Below are 21,727 nucleotides of genomic sequence, written 5' to 3'. Positions count from 1 at the left end.
GCTTGTTCCCTCATCGCCCGGCACCCCGGACCCATGATTGGATGCGGGGAGCCTGAAAACCGATCCCACGACCAGAGGTGCCTGTGCCCGCCCCCAACCTGACCCGTGATCTCGCCAAGCTGCGCGCGGATCTGCTCGACGTCACCGGCTACGACATCGAGCTCGATCTGACCGACGGCCACGGCGGACCCGGGGAGAAGACCTTCGCGTCGAAGACGACCGTCCGGTTCGCGAGCGCCAAGGCCGGCGAACAGACCTGGGTCGACCTCGTCGCCGATCGCGTGCACTCCGCCACGCTGAACGGCGCGGACGTCGACATCAGCGCCTACGTCGAAGACCGGGGCATCGCGCTGGCGGACCTGGCCGAGACGAACGAGCTCACGGTCACCGCCGACTGCCGGTACATGAACACCGGTGAGGGCCTGCACCGGTTCGTCGACCCGGTCGACGACGGCGTCTACCTGTACACCCAGTTCGAGACGGCCGACGCCAAGCGGATGTTCGCCTGCTTCGACCAGCCCGACCTGAAGTCGGTCTACCGGCTCACCGTGGTGACGCCGAAGGACTGGAAGGTCGTCTCCAACACGCTCGCCGAGTCGGCCGAGGAGACGCCGGAAGGCGCCGTCCGGACCGTCTTCAAGGAGTCCGAGCGGCTCTCGACCTACCTGGTCGCGCTGATCGCCGGGCCGTACGCCGAGTGGCGCGACGAGTACACCGACGCCCACAAGACGATCCCGCTCGGCATCTACTGCCGCGCGTCGCTGGCCGAGCACATGGACGCCGAGCGCCTGTTCACCGAGACCAAGCAGGGCTTCGGCTTCTACCACGACAAGTTCGGCACGCCGTACCCGTTCTCCAAGTACGACCAGCTGTTCGTGCCGGAGTTCAACGCGGGCGCGATGGAGAACGCCGGCGCCGTCACCTTCCTCGAGGACTACGTCTTCCGCAGCCGCGTCACCCGCTACGCCTACGAGCGGCGCGCCGAGACGCTGCTGCACGAGATGGCGCACATGTGGTTCGGCGACCTCGTCACCATGCGCTGGTGGGACGACCTGTGGCTGAACGAGTCGTTCGCGACCTTCGCCAGCGTGCTCGCCCAGGCCGAGGCCACCGAGTACAAGAACGCGTGGACGAGCTTCGCGAACATCGAGAAGTCCTGGGCCTACCGCCAGGACCAGCTGCCCTCGACGCACCCGATCGCCGCCGACATCGTCGACCTGCACGCGGTCGAGGTGAACTTCGACGGCATCACCTACGCCAAGGGCGCGAGCGTGCTCAAGCAGCTCGTCGCCTACGTCGGGCTGGAGCACTTCCTCGACGGCCTGAAGGTCTACTTCGGCAAGCACGCCTGGGGCAACGCCACGCTGGCCGACCTGCTCGGCGCGCTGGAAGAGGCGTCCGGGCGCGACCTGTCGTGGTGGAGCGCGCAGTGGCTGGAGACCACCGGCCTGAACTCGCTGAGCCCGCGCTACGAGATCGGCGCGGACGGCACGTTCGCCTCGTTCGCCGTCGTGCAGTCCGGCGCCAAGCCGGGCGCCGGCGAGCTGCGCACGCACCGCGTCGCCGTGGGCATCTACGACGAGGACGGCAACGGCAAGATCGTCCGCACCCACCGCGTCGAGCTCGACGTCGACGGCGAGCGCACCGAGGTGCCCGACCTGGTCGGGCAGGCCGCGGGCAAGCTCGTGCTGGTCAACGACGACGACCTGACCTACTGCACGATGCGGCTCGACCCGGTGTCGCTGACCACGCTGATCGACCGCGTCGCCGACATCACCGAGCCGCTGCCGCGCACCCTGTGCTGGTCGGCGGCCTGGGAGATGACCCGCGAGGCCGAGCTAAAGGCCCGCGACTTCGTCACCCTGGTGCAGCGCGGCATCCACACCGAGAGCGAGGTCGGCGTCGTGCAGCGGCTGCTGCTGCAGGCCCAGACCGCGCTGAACTCCTACGCCGAGCAGGGCTGGGCGGCCAAGACCGGCTGGCCGGCGTTCACCGGCCGGCTGCTGGAGCTGGTCCGCGGCGCCGAGCCGGGCTCGGACCACCAGCTGGCGTTCGTGAACTCGCTGGCCGGTTCGGTGCTCGACGAGGCGACCCTCGCGGTGCTCGCCGGCTGGCTCGACGGCTCGGCCCCGCTGGAGGGCCTCAGCGTCGACACCGACCTGCGCTGGCGCCTGCTGCACGCGCTGGTCGCGCACGACAAGGCGGGCACCGCGGAGCTCGACGCCGAGCTGGCCCGCGACAACACCGCGACCGGGCGCCGCCAGGCCGAACGCGGCCGTGCGCTGCGTCCGGCGGCCGAGGCGAAGGCCGACGCGTGGGAGCGCGCGGTCCACGACGACGAGCTGACCAACGCCGTCAGCGACTCGCTCATCTCGGGCTTCTCGCACCCGGGGCAGAAGGCACTGCTCGGCGCGTACGTCGGGAAGTACTTCGAGGTGATCGACGAGGTGTGGCAGCGGCGCTCCAGCGAGCGCGCGCAGCCGATCGCGATCGGGCTGTACCCGTCGTGGGCCGTGGAGCCGGCAACGGTGAAGGCGTCCGACAAGTGGCTGGAGACCGAGCACTCGCAGGCCCTGCGCCGGCTGGTCTCGGAAGGCCGGGCGGGCATCGTCCGGGCCCTCGCGGCCCGCGACTTCGACGCCCAGGCCTGAAAGCCGTGAAGGCCTCCTTACCGGCCTTAAGAGCCGGTAAGGAGGCCTTCACGGCTCTTCGCCACACGAAAAAGGGCCCCGCACCGGGTGGTGCGGGGCCCTTTCGTAAGTCTGGGGTCAGCGGGGCGCGGGGCCCGCCTGGTCGGACAACATGCGAAGCGCGTTCGCGAGGCCGTTGACCAGGCCGCGGACCAGGTCACCCTCCTTGAACGACGCCACCATGCTCGCGATCGCCAGCTTGGCGCCGCGGTCGGGCAGGCGGCTGAAGGCCGTCTTACCCGTGACGATCTCGATCAGCCGCTCGCCGGGCGAGACCGCGATCAGGACCGAGTTGGCCGGGTTCGCCGTGGTGGCGTGCAGCCTCTCCGCCGTCGCGCGGCTGTCCTGGCCGGCCAGCTCGCCGAGGTACAGGCTGAAGTCCAGGCCGGTCTCCCGGCTCGCGAACGTCAGCGCCTCGTCCAGGCGGGCCAGCTGGCGGGTGGTGAACGGGCCGGCCGGCGCGGCGGGCTCGTACATCTTGGCGGCCGACACGCGGCCGCTGGACGTCAGCGCTTCGCCGTAGCCCAGTTCGGACTCGTCGACGCGCTTCGTCAGCTCACCAGTTGCCACGAGCGCCCCCTGCCGCGGTAGTGGCGCCTGCGGCGACCACGCTGTTCCCGGCACCCGCGTGCGCGTGCCCTTCACCGACCCCGTCGGGGTTGGCGCTCCACCACATGGCCGGGTACTCCCAAGCCTGGCCCGGCCGGTGCCGCGGGGCGCCACCGGACTTGCGCCGGAGCGTCAGCAGCCCGGCGAAGCCGTAGATGGCCAGCGGGATCACGGCGAAGACCACGATCGTCTCGACAACGTTCACGGCGCTGAGCGTATCGGATGACCTCCGCGACCACCGCGCGCGGCGCACTCGACCGTTCGTCGTAAGGCAGGCGCCGTCCGCCGCTTGGCGCGCGGGCACTGGAACGTTGGGGCGAAGACCGTCGGGCCGAAAGGTTGCAACTCAACGTACAGGCGGCCGCACCCGCCGCTGTCGTCTTGTCGTTGCCTTGAAATCCTCGTAGCTTTTTCACCTGTACGGGCCTTGCGCCCCGCTCCCCAGCCCCAGCAGGTCACGCACCGGTCCCAGGAGGCCTTGCCATGAACAGCGTCCACACCCCCGCACAGGCGATCACCGAGACCACCTCGTCACCCAGTGATATCGACTTCGTGCCCGGAACGCGTGTGACGGCGGGCACCAGGGTCACCCGGGGTACACGAGTCACCCGCGGCACGCGGGTCACGGCGGGGACGCGCGTCACGATGGGCACCAGGGTGACAGCGGGCACACGGGTGACGCGGGGCACCCGGGTCACCCGCGGCACGCGGGTCACGATGGGCACGCGGGTGACGGCCGGCACGCGCGTCACCTGCGGCACACGAGTCACGCGCGGCACCCGTGTCACCCGGGGCACGCGCGTCACCATGGGCACCCGCGTCACCTGCCAGAGCGAGTTCGCGCTCGCCGCCTGAGCCCTCCGCACTTCCTGGACGCACCGCGCAAGCACCCCGGCTCGCCCCGGCCGCCGCAAGGCAGCCGGGGCGCCGGCATGTTCAGGGCAGCGTCAACTGGGGCTTCGCCCCGAGCCGGGGGCTCCGCCACCCGGAGCCCCTGAACGCGTCGTGGTTATGCCGCCGAACCCAAGTAAGGCCGCCAGAGCGGGTCGGCCTCCTTGGAGTGCGCGAGCAGGCGCCAGTGCGGGCCGTGCGGGGCCCGCGGGACGACGCGCAGCTTCCAGCCGATCTCCGAGAGCAGCCGGTCCGCTTTGCGGTGGTTGCACTTGGCGCAGCAGGCGACGCAGTTCGTCCAGCTGTGGGGTCCGCCACGGCTGCGCGGCTGGACGTGGTCGATCGTCTCGGCCCGCCCCCCGCAGTAGGCGCAGCGGTACCGGTCGCGGTGCATCAGCCCGGCCCTGGTCAGCGGCACCTTCGCGCGGTAGGGCACCCGCACGTAGGTGCTGAGCCGGATCACCGAGGGCACCGGCAGTGACAGCGTCGCGGCGTGGAGCTCGATGCCGCCGGGGTCGCCGTGCACCACTTCGGCCTTGCCGCACATGACCAGGACCACAGCGCGGCGCAGGGGCAGCGCGGTCAGGGGCTCGAAGGTCGCGTTGAGCAGGAGCACCCGGCGCCGGCCCCAGGACGGGGCCGCCGGGTCCCGGCCTCGACTACGCTGACCGGGCGGGCGGGTAGTTCCCCCTGGGCGGTTCCCCGGCCCGGCCGGGGCGGGTCCGCCGGATGCGGTTCCCCCCGGATAGGCGCGCAGGACCACCTCTGGCGTCTCTTCGGCCATGGCTTGGCCGGAGACGCCGCGGGGGCTGGGTTGTCGGTCTGGCACTCGACCACCTCCAGGGGCGTAGGCATAGTCGACCACAGAACAGGCCCCCAGCGCACGTGTGTTACAAGACGTGTCACATCCCCGCGACCCAACATCCACTCGAAGTTGGCGAAACCGACGAGATCGGAAGGATGATCAACCCCTGTGTCCCCCTTGCTCACCGCCGACCCGCCATGCATCAAGGACTCCAGCACCTTCTGTTCCCAGGTGTACGAGGTCACGAACAACGCGTGGCTGGCCGGCTCGGCGAACTGGCTCCTCACCAAGCCGCTGAAGATCCTGTTCATCCTCTTGATCGCGTTCGTGGTGCGCTTGCTGATCAAGCGGATGATCAACCGCGTCACGCGGCTGCCCCGCTCCGGCGGCAAGCTGCCGGCGCTGCTGCGCCCCCTGCGTGAGCGCGCCCCCGAGGTGCTCGGCTCGGCCGTGATCGAACGCCGCCGCCAGCGCGCGCAGACCATCGGCTCGGTGCTGAAGTCGACGTCGACGTTCCTGATCTACGGGCTCGCGTTCATCCTCGTGCTGGGTGAGCTCGGCATCAACCTGGGCCCGATCATCGCCTCGGCCGGCATCATCGGCGTCGCGATCGGGTTCGGCGCCCAGAACCTGGTCAAGGACTTCCTGTCCGGCATCTTCATGATGGTCGAGGACCAGTACGGCGTCGGCGACGTCGTCGACATCGGCGAGGCGACCGGCACCGTCGAGGCCGTTGGCCTGCGGATCACCACGCTGCGCGACGTCAAGGGCACGGTCTGGTACGTCCGCAACGGCGAGGTCCTGCGCGTCGGCAACTCCAGCCAGGGCTTTGCGATCGCGCTCGTCGACGTCCCGCTCGGCTACTCGGCCGACGTCGAGCGCGCGTCCACGGTGCTCATGGCGGCCGCGTCCACGGCGACGTCGAGCGAACTGCTGCGGGAGAACGTGCTCGAGCCGCCGGAGATGCTGGGGGTGGAGAGCGTCACCCCGGAGGGCATCCAGCTGCGCCTGACGGTGAAGGTCCGCCCGGGCAAGCAGTGGGCGGTCCAGCGGGCGCTGCGCGGCCAGCTCCTGGCGGCCCTGGAGGAAGCCGGCTTCGAGCCCCCGCTCGGCCGCCTGTTCCCGGCCAAGGCGGCGGCGTCGGTGCTCGAGAACGGCCGCCGTCGGTCCGAGTAGCACCGGTCGTGAGTGCGTAACAGTGTTCTAACACTGTTACGCACTCACGACCCTCGGCCGGAGATGGTCGCGATGGGGTCGTCGGGACCGCCGCCGTTACGCTGGGAAACGGTTTTGCGACGGTTCGGAAGCAGCGGTACCGGGCGTCGGGAACCTTGGGCCGAAGGGCAAAATGGGAGGCGTGTCACCAGTGAGCGAACCGGCGAACCTGTACGAAGCGGTGGGCGGCGAACCCACGTTCCGCCGGATCGTCGGGCGGTTCTACGAGGAAGTCGCGCGGGACGAGATCCTGCGTCCCCTCTACCCGGAGGAGGACCTCGGCCCGGCCGAGGAACGCTTCCGGCTGTTCCTGATGCAGTACTGGGGCGGCCCGCACACCTACTCCGACCAGCGCGGGCACCCACGGCTGCGGATGCGGCACGCGCCGTTCAAGATCGGGCCGATCGAGCGGGACGCCTGGCTGCGCTGCATCCGGATCGCCGTGGACGAGGAGAACCTCGACGAGCCCTACCGGCAGCAGCTGTGGGCCTACCTGGAGATGGCCGCGCACAGCATGATGAACAGCTTCGTCTGATGAGAGCCGAGCCGGAGGACGCCGAAACATCCGGGGCTTCGCCCCGGGCCGGGGGCTCCGCCACCCGGGGCCCCCGGAAAGCGCTCGAGTGGTGGCGGGAAGCCGTCTTCTACCAGGTCTACGTGCGCTCGTTCGCCGATTCGGACGGCGACGGCGTCGGCGACCTGGAGGGCATCCGGTCCCGGCTCGGTTACCTGGAGCTGCTGGGCGTCGACGCGCTGTGGCTGACGCCGTTCTACCGCTCCCCCATGGCCGACCACGGGTACGACATCGCCGACCCGCGCGACGTCGACCCGATGTTCGGCACCCTCGGCGACTTCGACGTCCTGCTGACCGAGGCGCACAAGCGCAAGATCAAGGTCACCGTCGACGTCGTGCCGAACCACACCAGCAACCAGCACGCCTGGTTCAAGTCGGCGATGGCGGCGGCGCCGGGCAGCCGCGAGCGCGAGCGGTACGTCTTCCGCGACGGCGTCGGCCCGCGCGGCGAGGACCCGCCGAACAACTGGGTCAGCGCGTTCGGCGGCCCGGCGTGGACCCGCGTGCCGGACGGCCAGTGGTACCTGCACCTGTTCGCGCCGCAGCAGCCGGACCTGAACTGGGCCAACCCCGAGGTCGCCGCCGACCTGGAACGCACCCTGCGGTTCTGGCTCGAACGCGGCGTGGACGGCTTCCGCATCGATGTCGCGCACGGCATGGCGAAGCCGCCGGGCCTGCCGGACATGGACCCGCGGGCCGGCGGGTTCACCCCGACCGACTACTACGACCCGCGCTGGGACTACGACGGCGTCCACGAGATCCACCAGATGATCCGCAAGGTGCTCGACGAGTTCCCGGAGACCATGGCCGTCGGCGAGATCTGGGTGACCGACGAGGAGCGCCTCTCGCGCTACCTGCGGCCCGACGAGCTGCACCTGGCGTTCAACTTCCGGCTGGTGCTGACCCACTTCGACGCCGACGCCATGCGCACGGCGATCCAGCGCTCCCTGACCGTGCCGGCGAAGGTCGGCGCGCCGGCGACGTGGACGCTGAGCAACCACGACGTCTGGCGCCAGGTCAGCCGCTACGGCGGCGGCGCGCAGGGCGTGCGCCGCGCCCGGGCGATGGCGCTGGTCGAGCTGGCCCTGCCCGGCGCGATCTACCTGTACAACGGCGAAGAGCTGGGGCTGGCCAACGTCGACATCCCGGCTTCGGCCATCGCCGACCCGCGAGCGAAGACGAGCGGCGCGGAGTTCGGCCGCGACGTCTCCCGGGTACCACTGCCGTGGGAGGGCGACCTGCCACCGTTCGGCTTCTCCCGCAACCCGCGCACCTGGCTGCCGATGCCGGGCGACTGGGCCGAGCTGACGGTCGAGAAGCAGATAGAAGACGCCGATTCGACGCTCTCGCTGTACCGCCAGGCGATCGAGCTGCGCAAGACCCACACGGCCTTCGGCGGCGACGAGCTGGAGTGGTACGGCGCGCCGGCGGGGTGTTTCGCGTTCCGTCGGCGGGGTGGTGGCCTGGTTTGTGCGCTGAACACGTCCGCCAGCCCGATCGCGCTGCCGCCGGGTGAGGTGCTGCTGGCCAGCAGTCCGCTGGTGGACGGAAAGCTCCCGGCCGACTCGGCGGCTTGGCTGGTCTGAGGCCGGTTCACGGCTCGCTCGCCCTTGGCCGCCGGACCCGCACTAACCGGACTGGTCGCCCGAACCCGAGCCCGAACCGTCGTCAAAAGCTCCGCTCGCCAGCCAGGCCACCAGGGCCGCGGCCTGGAGGTAGGGCGCCGCCTGGGCAGCCGCCCGGCCCGCCGCACGCGTGCGGCCCCACCTCTCAGGTCTTTCGACGCCCTCGGGCGCCTTCTCACCCACCGGACGGTCGCGTCGCCACGGCGTTTCCTCGGCGCGGACACCGTCGAGGAAGTCCGCCGTGGGGTCGTCGTCCGGGGTCATGAGCCCCAGCGTGCCACCGCGGCCGGGTGATCGCCCGGCTCGCAAGGAATCCGTAAGGCTTCAGAACAGCAGCGGCAGCAGCGCGTGGCGGCGGCGCAGGATCGCGCCGTAGCGCGCGTCCAGGCGCAGCCACGAGTCCGTCGCCGTCACGCGGACGACGTCACCCTCGACGCCCGAGTCCACGAAACCCATGCCGGACAAGGCGAACAGGCAGCGCATCTGGACCTTGACCTCCTGCGCGCCACCGCTGACGGTGAGCACCGCCTGGTCCATCAGCGACGCCGGCGGGTTGCCGTGCGGGCCCGCGTTGTCGCGGGCCAGCGTGACGCCCCGGTCGGCCAGCTCCGCGACGACGTGCGCCGGGAGCTCGTCGACCAGCGGCCAAGGGCCGCGCGGCGGCAGCTCGCCGTGCCAGAGCAGGTCGCGGGCCGGGCCCGGGTCCATCCGCGGCGCGCCCGCCACCGTCAGCGCGGCGAGCAGCTCGTTGCCGGACACCGTGACGTCGCCGGGGGTGACGTCGCCGGCCACCGCGCGGGTCGCCAGGCACTCGAACGGCGTCGCCGTCCAGGCCTCGACCACGCCGTCGCCGCGCTGGCGCAGCCGGACGGCCGTCTGGCCGTCCAGCCGGACCGCGCGGGCGACGAACGCGCCGAGGGTCTCGCGGTCCGCCGCGTCCGGCACGAACAACTCAGGCATCCGCGAACCCCTGCTTCAGAAACTCCGACTCGGCCGGGGTGAGCCTACGCGGCCGCAACGCGACGGTGTCGTACGGCGCCAGCACCGTCTGCGCGGTGACCGCCACCGGGTCCGCCTCGGCCGGCCCGTTGTGCACCCGGTAGGCCAGCGTGAAGCTCGCCGCCTTCAGCTCGGCCAGGTCGATGTCGACGCGGAGCTCCTGCCCGGTCACCACGATCGGCGCCTTGTAGCCCACTTCGAGCTTGACCACGACGATGCCCTTCGGCAACTGCTCGAGCCCGGCCGAGACGGCCCCCTCGAACAGCAGCGGGATGCGGGCCTCTTCGAGCAGCGTCACCATCTTGGCGTGGTTGACGTGCCCGTAGACGTCCATGTCCGTCCAGCGCGGGCGGACCAGCGAAACGTAGGTCACCGCACCGTGCTCCGGATCTGGCGGGCCGCCACCGACAGTGTCGCCAGGTCGAGGCGGCCGGACTTGGTGATCTCGTCGAGCGCGACGCGCGCCCGCTGCAGCCGGGAGGCGTTGGTCTTCTCCCACTGCGCGATCTTGGCGTCCGCCGACGACCCGGGATCGCTGTGCCGCAACGCGTCGAGCGTGATCGCCCGCAGCGAGCCGTAGACGTCGTCGCGCAGCGAGAGCCGGGCGAGGGCGTGCCAGCGGTTGCCGCGTTCGAGCGCGCTGATCTCGGTGAGCATCTTGTCGACGTCCAGGTGCGCCGACAGCGCGTAGTACAGCTCCGCCGTCTCGGCCGGGCTGTGCGTCGCGTCGACGCCGATCTGCTGCTCGGCGAGCTCCGCGACCTCGGTGACGTCGAGCAGGCCGAACGTGTGCAGCAGCAAGGCGATCCGGCGGGCCAGCTCGGCCGGCACGTGCCCGGCGGTCAGCTCCGCCACCTTCGCCTGCACCGACTCGGCTTCCCGCCCGCGCAGCAGGTCGCCGAGCTTCGGCACCAGCTCGTTGAGCACCCGGCCGAAGCGGTTGATCTCCGCCAGCGGCGCCAGCGGCTGCGGCCGGTTGGTGAGGAACCAGCGCGCGGCCCGGTCGAGCAGCCGCCGCGTCTCCAGCGTCATCTCATCGGCGACGTCGGTGTGCACGACGTTGTCCAGCGCGTCGATCGCGCTCCACAGCGACGGGAGGTCGAACACCCGCGACACGACGGCGTACGCGCGCACCGCGTCGGTCGCCGTCGCGTTCATCTCCTCCATCAGCCGGTAGACGAACGAGATGCCGCCGCCGTCGACGACCTCGTTCGCGATCAGCGTGGTGATGATCTGGCGGCGTAGCGGGTGTTCGCCGATCGCCGGCGCGAACCGCTCGCGCAACGGCTTCGGGAAGTACTCCGGCAGCCGGCCGGCGAAGACCTGCGAATCGGGCAGGTCGCTGGCCAGCAGCTCGTCCTTCAGCTCCAGCTTGACGTGCGCGAGCAGCGTCGCCAGCTCCGGCGAGGTGAGGCCCTTGTCCGCCTTCTCCAGCTCGCGGAACTCCGAGTTGCTCGGCAGCGCCTCCAGCTTGCGGTCGAAAGCGCCCTCGGCGACCAGCGACGCGACGAGCCGCGCGTGCACCGAGACCATCGGCCCGGCGTGCGCCCGGCTGACGCCGAGCACCGCGTTCTGCCGGTAGTTGTCGGCCAGCACCAGCGCGCCGACCTCGTCGGTCATCTCCTCCAGCAGCGCGTTGCGCTGGGCCTGCTCGAGCTTCCCGGTCTGCACCAGGTGATCGAGCAGGATCTTGATGTTGACCTCGTGGTCGGAGCAGTCGACGCCGGCCGAGTTGTCCAGCGCGTCGGTGTTGATCTTGCCGCCCTCGCGGGCGAACTCGATCCGGCCGAGCTGGGTCAGGCCCAGGTTGCCGCCCTCGCCGAACACCTTGACGCGCAGCTGCTTGCCGTCGACGCGGATGGCGTCGTTGGCCTTGTCGCCGGCGTGGGCGTGGGTTTCGGTCTCCGCCTTGACGTAGGTGCCGATGCCGCCGTTCCACAGCAGCTCCACGGGCGCCAGCAGGATGGCCTGGATCAGGTCCATCGGCGCCAGCGCGGTGACGCTCGCGTCGAGGCCGAGCGCCTCGCGCACCTGCGGACTGACCGGGATCGACTTGGCCGAGCGGGAGTAGATGCCGCCGCCCTCGCTGATCAGCGAGCGGTCGTAGTCGTCCCAGGAGCTGCGCGGCAGGTCGAACAGCCGGCGGCGCTCCGCGTAGGTCGCCGCCGCGTCCGGGATCGGGTCGAGGAAGACGTGCATGTGGTTGAACGCCGCGACCAGCCGGATGTGCTCGGACAGCAGCATGCCGTTGCCGAAGACGTCGCCCATCATGTCGCCGATGCCGACGACGGTGAAGTCCTCGGCCTGGGTGTCCTTGCCCAGCTCGCGGAAGTGCCGCTTGACGCTCTCCCAGGCACCCTTCGCCGTGATGCCCATGGCCTTGTGGTCGTAGCCGACCGAGCCACCGGAGGCGAAGGCGTCCCCGAGCCAGAAGCCGTACTGCGCCGACATCTCGTTGGCGATGTCGGAGAACTTCGCGGTGCCCTTGTCCGCCGCGACGACCAGGTAGGAGTCGTCGGCGTCGTGCCGGACGACGCCCGGCGCGGGCACGGTCTTGCCCTCGACGCGGTTGTCGGTCAGGTCGAGCAGGCCGGAGATGAACATGCGGTAGCAGGCGATGCCCTCGTTGAGCTGGGCGTCGCGGTCGATGCCGGAGTCGCCGGTCGGGACCGGCGGGCGCTTCACGACGAAGCCGCCCTTCGCGCCGACCGGCACGATGACGGCGTTCTTGACCGCCTGCGCCTTGACCAGGCCGAGGATCTCGGTGCGGAAGTCCTCGCGCCGGTCCGACCAGCGCAGGCCGCCGCGCGCGACCTCGCCGAAGCGCAGGTGCACGCCTTCGACGCGCGGCGAGTACACGAAGATCTCGAACCGCGGCCGCGGCTCGGGCAGGTCGGGCACGCCGCTCGGGTCGAGCTTGATCGCCAGGTACGGCCGCGGCGCGCCCTCGGCGTCGGTGACGTGGTAGCTCGTCCGCAGGGTGGCCCGGATGACGGCCATCAGCCGGCGCAGGATCCGGTCCTCGTCGAGGCTGGTGACCTCGTCGATCAGCGCGTTCAGCTCGCCGGCCAGGCCGTCGGTCGCGGCCTCGCGGTCGGCGTCCGAGAGGAACGGGTCGAAGCGGACCTCGAACAGCCGCAGCAGCTTCGTGGCGACCTCGGTGTGGGACAGCAGCGTGTTCTGGATGTAGTCCTGGGAGAACGCGCTGCCGGCCTGGCGCAGGTACCGCGAGTACGCGCGCAGCACGGCGGCCTGGCGCCAGGTGAGCCCGCCGCGCAGGACGAGGCCGTTGAGGCCGTCGACCTCGGCGTCGCCGCGCCAGGCGGCCTCGAAGGCGTCCTGGAAGCGATCGCGCAGCTCGGCGACGGCGGCGTCGTCCGGCTGCTGGCCCAGCATCTTCTGGCTGATGCGCAGGCCGAAGTCGTAGATCCAGCACGGGCCGCCGTCTTCGCGGTGCAGCTCGTACGGCCGCTCGTCGACGACCTCGACGCCCATCGCCTGCAGCACCGGGAGGACCTTCGACAGCGTCACGCCCTCACCGCGCAGGAAGAGCTTGAACCGCCGCTCGCCGGGCTCGGCGTCGCCCGGCAGGTAGAACGACAGCGCGAGATCGCCTTCGTCGGAGAGCGAGTCGAGGGCGCGCAGGTCGGAGAGGGCCTCCTCGGCGGAGAAGTCCTCCTTGTAGCCCTCGGGGAAGACGCCGGCGTAGCGCTGGCCCTGCTCGGTCGCCGACTCCTCGCCGAGGACCCCGACCGCGACGCCGCCGTCCGAACGCTCCCGGCGCTCGTCGAGGACCGCCTCGACCATCCGGTCGTCCCAGCTGCGGACGGCGTCGTTGAGCCGGTCCTGGATCCGCGGGGTGTCCGGCTCCTGGCCGCGCGCGGGATCGGTGTGGACCATGAAGTGCACCTGCGCCAGCACGGTTTCCCCGATGCGGGCGCTGTATTCGAGCTGGGTGCCTTCGAGCTCTTCGAGCAGGACTTCCTGCATCGCGAGCCGCGAGCGCGTCGTGTAGCGGTCCTGCGGGAGGTAGACGAGGCACGAGTAGAAGCGGCCGTACGGGTCGCGGCGCAGGAACAGCCGCAGCCGGCGGCGGTCCGACAGCGTGATCGCGCCGGTCGTCGTGGAGTACAGCGAATCGGTGTCGGCGGAGAACAGGTCCGCGCGCGGCCAGTTCTGCAGCACCTCGAGCATCCGCTGGCCGGAGAACGACTCCATCGGGAACCCGGCGCGGTGGATGACCTCGCGGACGCGGTCGCAGACCACCGGGATGTCGAGGACGTTCTCGTGCAGCGCGGTGGTGGTGAACATGCCGAGGAAGCGGTGTTCGCCGGTGACGGTGCCCTCGGCGTCGAAGGTCTTCACGCCGACGTAGTACGGGTAGACCGGCCGGTGCACGGTCGACGGCGCGCTCGCCTGCGTCAGCACCAGCAGCGACGGCGCGAGCGCGGTCGTCGAGCTGTCCGGGCCGGCGGTGAGGCCGCGCGCGGCCAGGCTGTCCTGGCGCAGCACGCCGAGGCCGGAGGCCAGCACCGCGCGCAGGGCCGGCTCGTCCGAGTCCGGGTGCGGGTTCTCGACCAGCTCGTAGCGGCGGTAACCGAGGAAGGTGAAGTGGCCGTCGGCCAGCCAGCGCAGCAGGCGGGCGCCTTCGGCGACCTCGGCCTGGGGCAGCTGCGGCGGGTCGGTCTCCAGCTCGCCGGCGAGCTGGCAGGCCGTCTGGGCCATCTTCTCGGCGTCCTCGACGACCTCGCGGACGTCGCCCAGCACGCTGGAGAGCCGGTTGTCGAGCTCGCGGGCCCGGTGCGGGTCGGTGACGAAGTCGATCTCGATGTACATCCACGACTCGGCGGCCGAGTTCGCGGGCGGCTGCGCCGGGTCCGCGTCCGGGTGCACTTCCAGCAGCTCACCGGTCAAGTCGCGGGTGACGACGACGATCGGGTGGACGATCCGCTGCACCTGCACGCCGTCGCGGGCGAACTCGGCGGCGATCGAGTCGACCAGGTAGGGCATGTCGTCGGTGACGACCTGCACGACGGTGGCCTCGCGGGCCCAGCCGTCCTCGGCGACGGTCGGGTTCAGCAGCCGCACGGCGGGGCGGCCCGGCATCCGCTGCTGGGCCAGCTGCCGGTGCGAGCGGACCGCGCCGACCAGGTTAACCGGCTCGTCGCCGACGATCTCCTCGGCCGGGATGTGCCGGTAGTAGAGCCGGATGAGCTCGCCGATCTCCGGGGCCAGCCCGGCGGCGGCGTCGATCAGGTCGTCCCTGATCTGCTCCGGGCTGAGGGTGGAGCGCGGGGGACCGAACTCGGGTTCGGTGACGGCTCCGGTTCCGGGTGGGGACGAGACTCCGGTCGAGCTCATTCGAGGCAACTCTCCAAGATGCGTGGGTGACTCCGCGCCGGGTTCGGCGTTGAACGCCGGCCACCCCACACTAATCCGCCGGGCTGGAGGAACACACGAAGACCCGGAGCTTGCCGGGCGCCGGAAAACCCTTATGGGCCTGCGGATTCGCGTGATCGGTCAAGCTACTGACGGGTTGTGTTGCGGGCCTTCCCGCGGCGCTGACCAGCCGCGCGCACCGGCCGGTGCGCAGCGCGGTGGCTACATGATCGGTTCAGCAGACCCGCGCGACGGAGGGTCCCGAGCCGCTCGGCGAACGGTGACGGCCGGTCACCGACAGCGAAGTGCGACGCATCCCACTCTCCCGGGCCGCCGGCGAGTCGGCGACGAAAGACGGTGTCTCACCGAATGAACGGCGTTCGCCGCTGCGGCCGACACGAACCCGGCGATGGTGGCGGTGTTCGACGTCGGCGCGGAGCGGGTCAGTCGGACGAGCCGTGCCGGCGGGTGTCCGGGACCTCGGCGCCGTGGCCGTTGCGGCCGTGCCCGTTGCGACGGCCGCCGTTGTCCTCCGACCCCAGCTGCTTGACGAGCGCGGCGGCGCTGGCCGTGCCCGCCTGGTGCTCGGCGAGCGCGCGGGCCAGCAGGTCGGCGAGACCGGCGTCCGGCGGCGGCTCGTCCTCGGCGATGGCGCGCGCGTAGCTCTCCGGGAACGGCGCCGTCGCGGGCGTCCAGTGCCCGAAGTCCTCCATCGGCTCCAGCGACGGCGGCATCCGCAGCCGCGGCAGCCACGGCTCGGCGTCGTCGCTGTAGTCCTCGGGACGCGGTGCCGGCGCGAGGGCCTCCGGCCGCTTCGGTTCGGGCGCCGGCTCCTCGCGGGGGCTTTCGGCGTCCTCGGCCCGGCGGCGGCCGCGGCCCCCGCCACCGCCCGAAGCGGAGATCCCGAGCCGGTCCAGCACCGACTGCGAACCGTGCTCGGAGTCGTGCCGGGTCGAGGGCTGCGGCTCGCGCCGCACCGGTTCCCGCTCGGCCGCGGGTTCGGGCGCGAGCGGCAGGGCCGGCGTCACGCGCGTGGGTGCCGACTCCCGTTCGGCGGCGGTCTCCCGCAGCCGGGCCTCGGCGACGGCGGCCCAGGAGAACTTGGCCTTCCCGTTTCCGGTGGGCGCCTCGGCGGCGGGCTGCGGCGCCGAATGGCCGTTGGACTCGGGCGCGGCCGACCGGCCGGTTTCCGGCGCGGCTCGCCGCCCGGACCGGAAGTCGGCCGACTCCGAGCCGAACTCCGGCTTCGACCGGACTTCGTCGTGCTCAGACTGGAAATCGGGCTGCGCCGGGCGGACCTCGACCGGCTCGGACCGGAACTCCGGCTTCGCCGAGCGCACCTCGATGGGATCCAGGCGCGGCTCGGACGCGGACCGCCGTTCGGCCCGGGACTGCGGCCGCGCTTCCACGGCCCGGTTCTCGCCCGTGCCCGCGCGCTGCCACGGCGGGCGGGCCTCGCTCGGTTCCGGCCGACGGCCGGGCTCGGCCGCGCGGGCTTCGCTCGGTTCCAGGCGTCGCTCCCGCGCCGGACGAACCTCGGCCGGTTCCGGCGCCGCGGGCTGGGGGGCACGCTCGGCCGAGCGGACCTCGATCGGTTCCGGCCGGGTCGCGGGCCGCTCCGGGCGACGCTCGACGACCACCGGCTCCGGCCGCGCGGGTTCGTCCCGCACCGCCGGCAGCAACGTCGTCTCGGCCGCGTCGGCGGTCGCCCGGGGCCGTTCGAACGACCACGCGGGCGCCGGCGTCCCGGATTCCGGCTCGCGGCTGCCGAACGACCAAGCCGGAGCTTGCGGGGCGGGGGCAGCCGGTTCGCGCACGGCGGGGGCCGGCGCCGGGGCGGGCTCGGCCGCGACGACCGGGACCGGCCGTGACGGCACCGCCTTGAGCACCTCGTCGAGGTCGATCGACGCCGGTTCGCCGGTGCCGAACTCGCCGGCCAGGACGTTGCACGCCTGCCGCCGGGCTCGCGCGTACAGCTGCTCGGCCGCGCGCGAGCGGTAGAGGCACGCGATGGCTTCCTCGGCCTGGCCGAAGCGTTCGTGCAGCTGCGCCAGCTCCAGCCACAGCCGTGCGGTGACCGCGGACAGCCCGTGCCGGTCGGTGCTCGCGACGGCTTCGCGGACCAGCTCGATCGCGGCCTCGCCGGAGCCCGACGGCAGGTGGATCCGGGTCGCGACGGCCAGCCGCAGCCAGCTCGCGGGCGCGACGCCGGCGGCGCGCATGGGCTCGGCCAGCATCGGCTCGGCGATCTCGTACGCCATTTCGCTGTCACCGCGGTCGAGCAGCGTGCCGACCAGCAGCAGGACGAGGCGGATCCGGACGAGCCCGCCGTCGTCGGAGGGGTTGTCGAGCTTCTCCAGGAAGCCCAGCCCGGTGCGGGCGGCGTCGGCCGCCGCGGTCAGGTCGCCGTGGCGGCGCCGGTGCGCGGCCGTGCCGACCCGCAGCAGCGCCCGCACCAGCAACTGGGTGTCGGCGCCCAGCGAGTCGTCGCCCAGCACGAGCTTGTCGGCTTCGACGAGCACGCGGTCCAGCTCGGACTTCCGGCCGATCTGCGCGAGGCAGCCGACCAGGTGCGTCAGCGCGGCGGCGCGGTGCACCGGCGAGACGACCGGGTCGGTGAGCACCGGGCGCAGCGCCGACAGGCCGGTCAGCGGCACGCCCAGGCTGCGGGCGCAGACGGCGAGGTCGATGCGCAGCCGGGCGGCGATGTCGCCGTACCCGGCGTGCTCGGCCGCGCGCAACGCCGCGACCGCCCGTCCGACCGTGGCCGGCCGGTCGCCGAGCCGGACGCGCGCGGACACGACCAGGCTCTCGGCCCGGATCCACTGCTCGTCGGCCCCGGCGGCCTCGGCCAGCGCGGCCGCGCGCTCGCCGAGGACCAGAGCGAGCTCGGGCGCGCGAAGGTGCAGCGCGTCCGCCCGCTCGATGAGCCGGCCGACGGCGGAGAGGGTTCCCCCGGCATTGGCGGATCGCCCGCTCTCGGTGCCCGTCGACGCGCGTCCTCCGGCGGAGGTGGCGGTCGGCGGCGCGAGCGGGCCCGTCAAGTGCTGCTTGCTGGCTTCCACGGGGAAACCCGCCCCCTCAGTCGCGGGTCAGCTTGCGGTGGGTGACACGGTGCGGGCGGGCCGCCTCGGCGCCCATCCGCTCCACCTTGTTCTTCTCGTACCCTTCGAAGTTGCCCTCGAACCAGAACCACTGCGCGGGGTTCTCGTCGGTGCCTTCCCAGGCCAGGATGTGCGTCGCGACCCGGTCCAGGAACCACCGGTCGTGCGAGATCACCACGGCGCAGCCGGGGAACTGCTCCAGCGCGTTCTCCAGCGAGCCCAGGGTCTCGACGTCCAGGTCGTTTGTCGGCTCGTCGAGCAGGATCAGGTTCCCGCCCTGCTTGAGCGTCAGCGCCAGGTTGAGCCGGTTGCGCTCACCACCGGAGAGCACCCCCGCCGGCTTCTGCTGGTCCGGGCCCTTGAAGCCGAACGCCGAGACGTACGCCCGCGACGGCATTTCGGTCTGGCCGACGTGGATGTAGTCCAGCTCGTCGGAGACGACCTGCCAGACGGTCTTCTTCGGGTCGATCCCGCCGCGGTTCTGGTCCACATAGGACAGTTTGACCGTCTCGCCGATCTTGACGATGCCGTCGTCCGGCTCCTCGAGCCCGACGATCGTCTTGAACAGCGTGGTCTTGCCGACGCCGTTCGGGCCGATCACGCCGACGATGCCGTTGCGCGGCAGGTCGAACGAGAGGCCGTCGATGAGGACGCGCTCGTCGAAGCCCTTCTTGAGCTTGTCGACCTCGACCACGACGCTGCCGAGCCGGGGGCCCGGCGGGATCTGGATCTCTTCGAAGTCGAGCTTGCGGTGCTTGTCCGCCTCCGCCGCCATCTCCTCGTAGCGGTCGAGCCGCGACCGGGACTTGGTCTGGCGCGCCTTGGCGTTCGACCGGACCCACTCCAGCTCGGTCTTCAGGCGCTTCGCGAGCTTCATGTCCTTCTTGCCCTGGACCGCGAGGCGTTCCTGCTTCTTCTCCAGGTACGTCGAGTAGTTGCCCTCGTACCCGACGACGCGGCCGCGGTCGATCTCCATGATCCACTCGGCCACGTTGTCCAGGAAGTACCGGTCGTGGGTGACGGCGAGGACGGCGCCGGCGTAGCGGGAGAGGAACTGCTCCAGCCACAGGACACTCTCGGCGTCCAGGTGGTTGGTGGGCTCGTCGAGCAGCAGCAGGTCCGGCGCCGACAGCAGCAGCTTGCACAGCGCGACGCGGCGACGCTCACCACCGGACAGGTGGGTGACGGCCTCCTCGGGCGGGGGGCAGCGCAGCGCGTCCATCGCCTGCTCGACGGTCGAGTCGAGCTCCCAGGCGTCGGCGTGGTCCAGCTCCTCCTGGAGCTGGCCCATCTCCTCCATCAGCTCTTCGGTGTACTCGGTCTCCATCAGCGTGAGGACCTCGTTGTACCGGTCGAGCTTGACCTTGATCTCGCCGAGGCCCTCTTCGACGTTCCCGCGGACCGTCTTCTCCTCGTTGAGCTCCGGCTCCTGCATCAGGATGCCGACGCTCGACCCGGGATGGATGAACGCCTCGCCGTTGCTGGCCTGCTCGATCCCCGCCATGATCTTGAGAACGGTGGACTTACCGGCACCGTTCGGCCCGACCACGCCGATCTTGGCGCCGGGGTAGAACGCGGTGCTGACGTCGTCGAGGATGACCTTGTCCCCGACGGTCTTGCGCACCTTCTTCATGGTGTAGATGAACTCGGCCATACGCACGATCGTAGAGCGCACCTGATCGCGACCTGACGCCGGTCACCGTCGGGCTACCGAAAGTCAGCCGCGGATCACCGGAACGGCCGATCGCCGGAGTCTCAAGCTCAACCGGAAGTCGAGACTATTCGGCGCGCTTCCCGTCGGCCATGTTCTTCAGCATCGCGTTGTAGGCGTTGAGTTCCTCGTCGCCGGTCGCCGCTTCGCGCCGGTCGCGCCGCTTCGCCTCGCGCTCGTCCTGACGCGCCCACTGCACCAGCAGCGCGATCAGCACCAGCAGCACCGGGATCTCGCCGGCCGCCCACGCGATGCCGCCGCCGAGCCGCTGGTCGGTCAGCAGGTCGGAGACCCACGGCAGGTGCAGCTGGCTGTAGAACGCCTGCCCGATCACGGTCTGCTTGCTCATCAAGATCACGCCGAAGAACGCGTGGAACGGCATCGCGGCGAACATCATCCCGAGCCTTGCGAGGTACGGCAGCCGCCGCGGCGCCGGGTCGACGCCGATCACCGGCCAGTAGAAGACGTACCCGGCGAGCAGGAAGTGCGCGTTCATCACCAGGTGCGCCCAGTGGTAGCTCAGCGCGTTGTCGAACAGCCCCGAGAAGTACAGCGCGTAGAACGAGCCGACGAACAGCGCCAGCGCGACCACCGGGTGGGTCAGGAACCGCGACACCGGGGAGTGCACGAAGGCGACGAGCCACTCGCGCGGCCCCGGCGGGTCGTCCTTGCCCGCGGCGGGCAGCGCGCGCAGCGCGAGCGTCACCGGGCCACCCAGCACGAACAGCACCGGCGTCACCATCGAGAGCAGCATGTGGCTGCCCATGTGGACGCTGAACATCGCGGGCGAGTAGCGGCCGATGCCCGACGACGTCGCGATCAGCAGCACCACGCAGCCGGTGATCCAGGCGACCGTGCGGCCGACCGGCCAGGTGTCGCCGCGGCGCAGCAGCCGCCGGACGCCGGCCAGGTACAGCACGCCGAGGACGAGGGCCGCGGTGCCGTAGACGAGGTCGAAGCGGGTGTCGAAGAGCAGCCGCCACAGCGTCGGCTCGCCGTCGAGGTTGTAGCCGATCAGCAGCTCGGTCGTCGACGGCTGGGTGACCGCGTCGGCCGGGGGCGGCGTCCTGGCGAGCCCACTGGCGATGCCGAGCGTGACGAACATGATGAGGATCTCGACCGCGGCCAGGCGCAGCAGCTGCCCGCCGCCCCTGCCGTCGACGAGGTCCGCGACGCCCTTGCGGCGCTGCTGGTGGCCGAAGACGCCGAGCAGCAGCAGGGCCACCGTCTTGGCGACGACCAGGAGGCCGTAGTCGGTGGTGAACAGGTCGTTCAGGCCGATCCGGACCAGCGCGTTGATCACGCCGGAGATCGCCATCACGATCCAGCAGACCAGCGCCAGCCGCGAGAACCGCTGCGCGGCCAGGCTCAGGTGCGCCCCGCGCCGGTAGCCCAGCGCCAGCAGCGCGATCAGCCCGCCGACCCACAGCGACGCGGCGACCAGGTGGAACAGCAGGCTGTTGGTGGCGACGTCGTGCGAGCCGCCGCTGGCCGAGTGGCCGGTGACGGCGACCGGCACCAGCCCGCCGACGGCCAGGAAGAACAGCACCGCCGTCCAGCCCCAGGACAGCGCGAGCCGGCAGCCGAGCGCGACCAGCACGGCGATCAGCGCCGTCCACAGCCACGCCTTGGGCTGCTCGATGGCGCCGACGAGGTCGAGCAGCGTCTGCGGGTCCAGGACGTCGCCGAACGGCTTCCCGGCGGTGTCGGCGGCGGTGAAGGCGACCGAGAGCAGCGCCGCGGCGAACCAGACCCACGCGGCGATCCCGGCGGCGCGCAGCGCGCCGTAGCCCTCGGGACCGAGCGTGCCGGACTTCTGCGGCGGCACCAGGAACGCCGCCAGCAGCAGCGAACCGACGCAGATCACGGACGCGGCCTCGGACAGCACGCGCACGACGGTGATGCCGTACTTGGTGACCAGCCCGGGGTCCGGCAAGCCCGCGATGACGTAACCGGCACCGCCGGTCAGCGCGATCAGCCCGACGGCGACGACGGCCGCCAGCAGCACGCCGACCGAGAGCAGGGGCAGCACACTGGCCCGGCGACGCGGGGGCACGCCGGATTTCGTCACGGGCTCGCTGGACACGTCCCAGAGGGTATGCCCAGCCGCGGTGACGTCCGTGTG

At 71.6% G+C, this 21,727-nt stretch carries 15 protein-coding genes; 5 read left to right on the top strand and 10 right to left on the bottom strand.

All coding sequences use genetic code 11. The annotated features are described in order from the left end of the window. The first annotated feature begins 83 nt into the window (after window positions 1-83). Entirely contained in the window at window positions 84-2,651 is a 2,568-nt protein-coding gene (pepN, locus tag OG570_RS23325) for an aminopeptidase N (RefSeq protein ID WP_326959249.1), read from the top strand. Between the two features lie 117 nt (window positions 2,652-2,768). Here pepN and OG570_RS23320 read toward each other — a convergent pair whose 3' ends face one another. Further along, a complete protein-coding gene (locus tag OG570_RS23320; protein ID WP_326959247.1) occupies window positions 2,769-3,260 on the bottom strand; it encodes a DUF5130 family protein in 492 nt (163 codons plus the stop codon). Next, on the bottom strand, window positions 3,247-3,504 hold the full coding sequence (gene ctaJ, locus OG570_RS23315; protein WP_326943442.1) for an aa3-type cytochrome oxidase subunit CtaJ: 258 nt from the start codon (window positions 3,502-3,504) through the stop codon (window positions 3,247-3,249). The genes OG570_RS23320 and ctaJ overlap by 14 nt, the downstream gene beginning before the upstream one ends. A 278-nt stretch (window positions 3,505-3,782) precedes the next feature. Between ctaJ and OG570_RS23310 the strand changes: the two genes are divergently transcribed. Beyond that, window positions 3,783-4,154, top strand: a complete 372-nt coding sequence (locus OG570_RS23310; RefSeq protein ID WP_326959245.1) for a hypothetical protein — start codon at window positions 3,783-3,785, stop codon at window positions 4,152-4,154. Between the two features lie 154 nt (window positions 4,155-4,308). On the opposite strand, the gene OG570_RS23305 is transcribed toward OG570_RS23310, so the two are convergent. After that, a complete protein-coding gene (locus OG570_RS23305) occupies window positions 4,309-4,806 on the bottom strand; it encodes an HNH endonuclease (protein WP_326943444.1) in 498 nt (165 codons plus the stop codon). Between the two features lie 357 nt (window positions 4,807-5,163). Here OG570_RS23305 and OG570_RS23300 point away from each other — a divergent pair, with 357 nt between their 5' ends. The 3 genes from OG570_RS23300 (at window position 5,164) to OG570_RS23290 (ending at window position 8,370) form a co-directional block, all read left to right on the top strand. After that, on the top strand, window positions 5,164-6,171 hold the full coding sequence (locus OG570_RS23300; protein ID WP_326959243.1) for a mechanosensitive ion channel family protein: 1,008 nt from the start codon (window positions 5,164-5,166) through the stop codon (window positions 6,169-6,171). 190 nt (window positions 6,172-6,361) lie between these two features. Further along, entirely contained in the window at window positions 6,362-6,745 is a 384-nt protein-coding gene (locus OG570_RS23295; protein WP_326960134.1) for a globin, read from the top strand. Then, entirely contained in the window at window positions 6,745-8,370 is a 1,626-nt protein-coding gene (locus tag OG570_RS23290; protein WP_442788298.1) for a glycoside hydrolase family 13 protein, read from the top strand. Before OG570_RS23295 ends, OG570_RS23290 begins: the two co-directional genes overlap by 1 nt. A 42-nt stretch (window positions 8,371-8,412) precedes the next feature. On the opposite strand, the gene OG570_RS23285 is transcribed toward OG570_RS23290, so the two are convergent. The 7 genes from OG570_RS23285 to OG570_RS23255 form a co-directional block, all read right to left on the bottom strand. Continuing rightward, window positions 8,413-8,673 (bottom strand): hypothetical protein, encoded by a 261-nt coding sequence (locus tag OG570_RS23285; RefSeq protein WP_247055455.1) that lies wholly within the window; start codon window positions 8,671-8,673, stop codon window positions 8,413-8,415. 60 nt (window positions 8,674-8,733) lie between these two features. Beyond that, a complete protein-coding gene (locus OG570_RS23280; protein ID WP_326943448.1) occupies window positions 8,734-9,369 on the bottom strand; it encodes a hypothetical protein in 636 nt (211 codons plus the stop codon). Continuing rightward, the gene (locus OG570_RS23275; RefSeq protein ID WP_326943449.1) at window positions 9,362-9,781 is read right to left on the bottom strand and encodes an acyl-CoA thioesterase; all 420 of its coding nucleotides are present in this window, start codon (window positions 9,779-9,781) and stop codon (window positions 9,362-9,364) included. Before OG570_RS23275 ends, OG570_RS23280 begins: the two co-directional genes overlap by 8 nt. Further along, the gene (locus tag OG570_RS23270; protein WP_326959238.1) at window positions 9,778-14,769 is read right to left on the bottom strand and encodes an NAD-glutamate dehydrogenase; all 4,992 of its coding nucleotides are present in this window, start codon (window positions 14,767-14,769) and stop codon (window positions 9,778-9,780) included. The genes OG570_RS23275 and OG570_RS23270 overlap by 4 nt, the downstream gene beginning before the upstream one ends. Before the next feature lie 461 nt (window positions 14,770-15,230). Beyond that, window positions 15,231-17,852, bottom strand: coding sequence for a hypothetical protein (locus OG570_RS23265; RefSeq protein ID WP_442788297.1), 2,622 nt, complete (start codon window positions 17,850-17,852; stop codon window positions 15,231-15,233). Between the two features lie 16 nt (window positions 17,853-17,868). Continuing rightward, entirely contained in the window at window positions 17,869-19,545 is a 1,677-nt protein-coding gene (gene ettA / locus OG570_RS23260) for an energy-dependent translational throttle protein EttA (RefSeq protein ID WP_247055465.1), read from the bottom strand. A 124-nt stretch (window positions 19,546-19,669) separates the two neighbouring features. Continuing rightward, window positions 19,670-21,688: a cytochrome c oxidase assembly protein gene (locus tag OG570_RS23255; RefSeq protein WP_326959236.1), complete on the bottom strand. Its 2,019-nt coding sequence runs from the start codon at window positions 21,686-21,688 to the stop codon at window positions 19,670-19,672. Between the last annotated feature and the right edge of the window lie 39 nt (window positions 21,689-21,727).

Source organism: Amycolatopsis sp. NBC_01286 (assembly GCF_035982555.1).
Taxonomy (GTDB): Bacteria; Actinomycetota; Actinomycetes; order Mycobacteriales; family Pseudonocardiaceae; genus Amycolatopsis.
This window is presented reverse-complemented; position numbering and strand designations above follow the sequence as displayed.